Origin of the sequence: Mesorhizobium sp. M7A.F.Ca.CA.002.15.2.1 (assembly GCF_003998715.1) — a bacterium.
GTDB lineage: Bacteria > Pseudomonadota > Alphaproteobacteria > Rhizobiales > Rhizobiaceae > Mesorhizobium > Mesorhizobium ciceri.
In genome coordinates, this window is record NZ_RZPI01000505.1 from 1 (window position 1) to 4,249 (window position 4,249).

The window sequence follows — 4,249 nt, forward strand, 5'->3', positions numbered from 1 at the left end:
ATCTCGGCGTCGGCGTGAAAGTCCCCTATTATCTTGCATTGGCGCCGACCTACGACCTGACCGTCACCGGCACCGGCTATACCAAGCAGGGTTTCCTCGGTGAGGCCGAGTGGCGTCAGCGCTTCAACAATGGCGAGTACAGCTTGAAGATCGCCGGGATACACCAGCAGAATCCCGACGCTTTCCTCGACACCACTGCCTTCCCCTCCAGCTCTGGCCACAACGTCAATTCGGGCAGCGCCGGCGATCCCAACAAATTCCGCGGCATGATGGGTACCCAGGGGCAGTTCGCCATCAACTCACGCTGGAACTTCGGCTGGGACGTGCTGCTGCAGACCGACAAGAATTTCTCGAACACCTACGGCATCGAAAAGTACAATAGCAGCGTCCACCAGTCGTCGGTCTACTTGACGGGTCTCAACGGCCGCAACTATTTCGACGTGCGCGCCATGCATTTCGATGTGCAGGAAGATACACCTGACGACAACGCCTCTGCGCGAAGCGGACAACAGCCCTGGGTGCTGCCGTCGCTCGACTACGCCTATATTCCTGATGCGTCGGTGGCCGGCGGCCAGCTATCGCTCAATGTCAACGCGCGTGTCATCCGCCGCGACGATGTCGATGAGACCTTCGTCGAGCCCTACAATGCCCTCACTCCCACGCAGCGCGTCCGCGGCATTGAAGGCGAATCGGGCCGTCTCACCGCCGAGGCCGAGTGGAAGCGGAGCTTCGTCACCGATGGCGGGCTGGTGCTGACGCCGTTGCTCGCGCTGCAGGGCGACGTCGACTACCTCAACGCGTCGTCGGCTTCGCTGGACGCGATCGACAGAATGGCGACGCATTTGGGCGAGCAGGACGACATGCGCTCGTCATTTGCCCGTTACATGGCAACCGCCGGGCTTGAGATGCGTTGGCCGGTGCTGTTTTCCATGGCCAGCGGGTCCAGCCATGTCATCGAACCGATGGCACAGGTCTTCATGCGTCCGAACGAGCAATATGTCGGCGGCCTCTCAGTGCCTAACGAAGACGCCCAAAGCATGGTCTTCGATGCGACCACCTTGTTCGAACGCGACAAGTTCTCCGGCTACGACCGCGTCGAAGGCGGTTCGCGCGCCAATGTCGGCTTCCGCTATTCCGGCTCCTACAACAATGGCTGGGGCACCAATGCCATTTTCGGCCAATCCTATCAGATTGGCGGCGAGAATTCGTTCGCCGCGCCGGATTTGGTGAATGTCGGCGCAAACTCCGGCCTCGACACGACCAAGTCCGACTATGTCGGCCTGTTCGGCATCAACAGCCCCAACGGCTTCGCGGCCTCGGTCAGCGGCCGTTTCGACGAACAGAGCTTCGAGATCCGCCGCGCCGAGGTGAAGGCCGCCTATTCCGGCCTGCCTGTGTCGCTGAGCGCCAAATACGCCTTCATCCAGGCCCAGCCGCTGTACGGCTTCACCACCGACCGCCACGAGGTCACGCTTGGTGCATCCACGCATCTGGCCGAAAACTGGCGCGTCTTCGGCACAGGAACCTACGACCTGCAGCAGAGCCTGCTGGTCAAGGATGGCGTCGGCTTCGCCTACAACGATTCCTGCTTCACTTATTTGATGACCTACTCGCAGTCGCGCGATCTGAACACCAGGGAGGTGTCGCAGACCATCGGCTTCAATCTGTCGTTCCGCACCCTCGGCGATTTCGGCTCGTCGACCAGTGCCGTCGACACGATCCAGTAACAATCGGCGACATCGTTTCGCCGCATAGGGCTGGCACGGATTTCGCGCACCTGGAAAGATCAAATTGGGCGGGACCGGGATAGAATTGGGATGCCAACGATGAGGAAATACCTCTTTTCAGCAGGTTTCGCGTTGCTCGTGGCGGCGACGTCCGTGTCGATCACCGTAATGGCGCCGCCGGCTTTCGCCAGCGAGATCAAATACGTCGTCAACGACATTCCTGTCACCACCGGCGACATCGCCCATCGCGCCGCTTTCCTGAAGCTGCAGCGCAAGAAGGGCGATGCCGGCCAGGAAATGATCGACCAGACGCTGCGTATGGCCGAGGCCAAGCGGCTTGGTATCCGCATCAGCGACGCCCAGGTCGATGCCGCGTACCAGCGCTTTGCCTCGAGCAACAAGATGCAGCTCAGCCAGCTCGACGGCGTCATGGAGAAGTCGGGCGTCACCAAGAGCCACTTCAAGGAATTCATCCGCGCCCAGATGGCCTGGAACCAGGCCTTGAGCGCGCGCTACCGTTCCGGCGACGGCACCGGCGCCGTCAGCGAACAGGATCTCGTCAGGAAGATGCTCGAAAAAGGCGGCGCCAAACCGAGCGCCACCGAATACATGCTGCAGCAGGTCATCTTCGTGGTGCCGGCGGCTGAACGCAGCGCGACGCTGGGCAAACGCAAGCGAGAGGCCGACGCCATGCGCGCCCGCTTCAACGGCTGCAACACGACGCGCGAATTCGCCAAGGGCCTGATCGACGTCACCGTTCGCGATCTGGGCCGGGTGCTGGCGCCGCAACTGCCGCCGGACTGGGCCGAGCAGATCAAAGCTACCAAAGTCGGCGGTGCCACCGTCACGCGCGAAACCGAACGCGGCGTCGAATTCATCGGCATCTGCTCGTCGCGCGAAGTGTCCGACGACAAGGTTGCCCAGATGGCGTTCCAGGCCGAAGGCTCCGGCGGCGACAAGGATGCCGACGCGCTCAGCAAGAAATATGTCGACGAGCTGAAGGCAAAAGCCCGCATCGTCAAGCGCTGACGTGGGCAACGCAGTGACTGCGCTCGCGTTGAGCGCCGGCGATCCGTCCGGCATTGGGCCGGAGATCGCCATCGCCGCCTTCATGGCGCGTGAAGCTGCCGCCCTGCCCCCCTTCTACCTGCTCGCCGATCCGGCGCTGATCGCCTCCCGGGCGCGCCTGCTCGGCCTCTCGCTGCCGATCGCCGAAGCCACCCCGGCACAAGCGGCGCAGGTCTTTGCCCGCGCCTTGCCGATCGTTCCGCTGGCTGCAGGCTGCATCGACAGCCCCGGCCAGCCGGATCCGGCCAATGCGGCCGCCACGATCGAGGCCATCGACCGCGCCGTCGCCGATTGCCTTGCCCGCGAAGCCTCGGCCGTGGTCACCTGCCCCATCGCCAAGAAGCCGCTCTACGATGCCGGCTTTCGCTTTCCCGGCCACACCGAATATCTGGCGCATCTGGCGGCTCGGCACAGCGGCGTCGAGGCGATGCCGGTGATGATGCTGGCAGGACCCGACCTGCGCACCGTTCCCGTCACCATCCACATAGCGCTGGCCGAGGTGCCGAAGGCACTGACCACCGAACTGATCGTCGCCACCGCGCGCATCACCGCTGCCGACCTTGCCGGCCGCTTCGGCATTGCCAGGCCACGGCTGGCGATTGCCGGGCTCAATCCACATGCCGGCGAAGGCGGCGCCATGGGCCTCGAGGACGAGCGGATCGTGCGCCCGGCGGTCGACATCCTGCGCGCCGAAGGCATCGACGCTTTCGGCCCTTTGCCGGCCGACACGTTGTTCCATGTCCGGGCGCGGGCTGGTTACGACGCGGCCCTTTGCATGTATCACGACCAGGCGCTTATCCCGGCCAAGGCGCTGGCTTTCGACGAGGCGGTCAATGTCACGCTCGGCCTGCCCTTTATCCGCACCTCGCCCGACCACGGCACGGCCTTCGACATCGCCGGCAAGGGTGTGGCGCGGCCCGACAGCCTGATAGCGGCGCTGAAGCTTGCCCGGCGGCTGGCCGACACGAACACCAAGGCGGTTGCCGCATGAGATCTCGGGCATGACCATCGACGGGCTGCCGCCGCTGCGCGAGGTGATCGAGCGTCATGGGCTGCAGGCGAAGAAGGCGCTCGGCCAGAATTTCCTGCTCGACCTCAACCTCACCGGCAAGATCGCCCGCACCGCCGGCGACTTGTCCGATGCAACCGTCATCGAGGTCGGCCCCGGTCCCGGCGGGCTGACCCGCGCCTTGCTTGCCAACGGAGCGCGCCAGGTGATCGCCATAGAGCGCGACGAACGTTGCCTGGCTGCTCTTGCCGAAGTGTCCGGCCACTATCCCGGCCGGCTGGAGGTTGTTTCGGGCGATGCGCTGAAGACGGATTTCACGGGCCTTGCCGGTCGAGCGACCGGCAATGGCGGCCCGGTCAAGATCGTGGCCAACCTGCCCTACAACATCGGCACGGAGCTGCTGGTGCGCTGGCTGACGGTCAGCGACTGGCCGCCTTTCTACACC

The 4,249-nt window shown here is 64.2% G+C and carries 4 protein-coding genes; all 4 read left to right on the plus strand.

Annotation, left to right across the window (positions count from 1 at the left end; genetic code table 11):
• A partial coding sequence (locus ENZ74_RS23745; RefSeq protein ID WP_164761161.1) for an LPS-assembly protein LptD occupies positions 1 to 1,727 on the plus strand: 1,727 nt, incomplete at its 5' end.
• A gap of 90 nt (positions 1,728 to 1,817) precedes the next feature.
• A complete protein-coding gene (locus ENZ74_RS23750) occupies positions 1,818 to 2,756 on the plus strand; it encodes a peptidylprolyl isomerase (protein ID WP_024504313.1) in 939 nt (312 codons plus the stop codon).
• Between the two features lies 1 nt (position 2,757).
• Positions 2,758 to 3,786, plus strand: a complete 1,029-nt coding sequence (gene pdxA / locus ENZ74_RS23755; protein WP_013532510.1) for a 4-hydroxythreonine-4-phosphate dehydrogenase PdxA — start codon at positions 2,758 to 2,760, stop codon at positions 3,784 to 3,786.
• A gap of 10 nt (positions 3,787 to 3,796) precedes the next feature.
• Positions 3,797 to 4,249: rRNA adenine dimethyltransferase family protein (locus ENZ74_RS23760; RefSeq protein WP_281059723.1), on the plus strand; the 453-nt coding region annotated here is incomplete at its 3' end.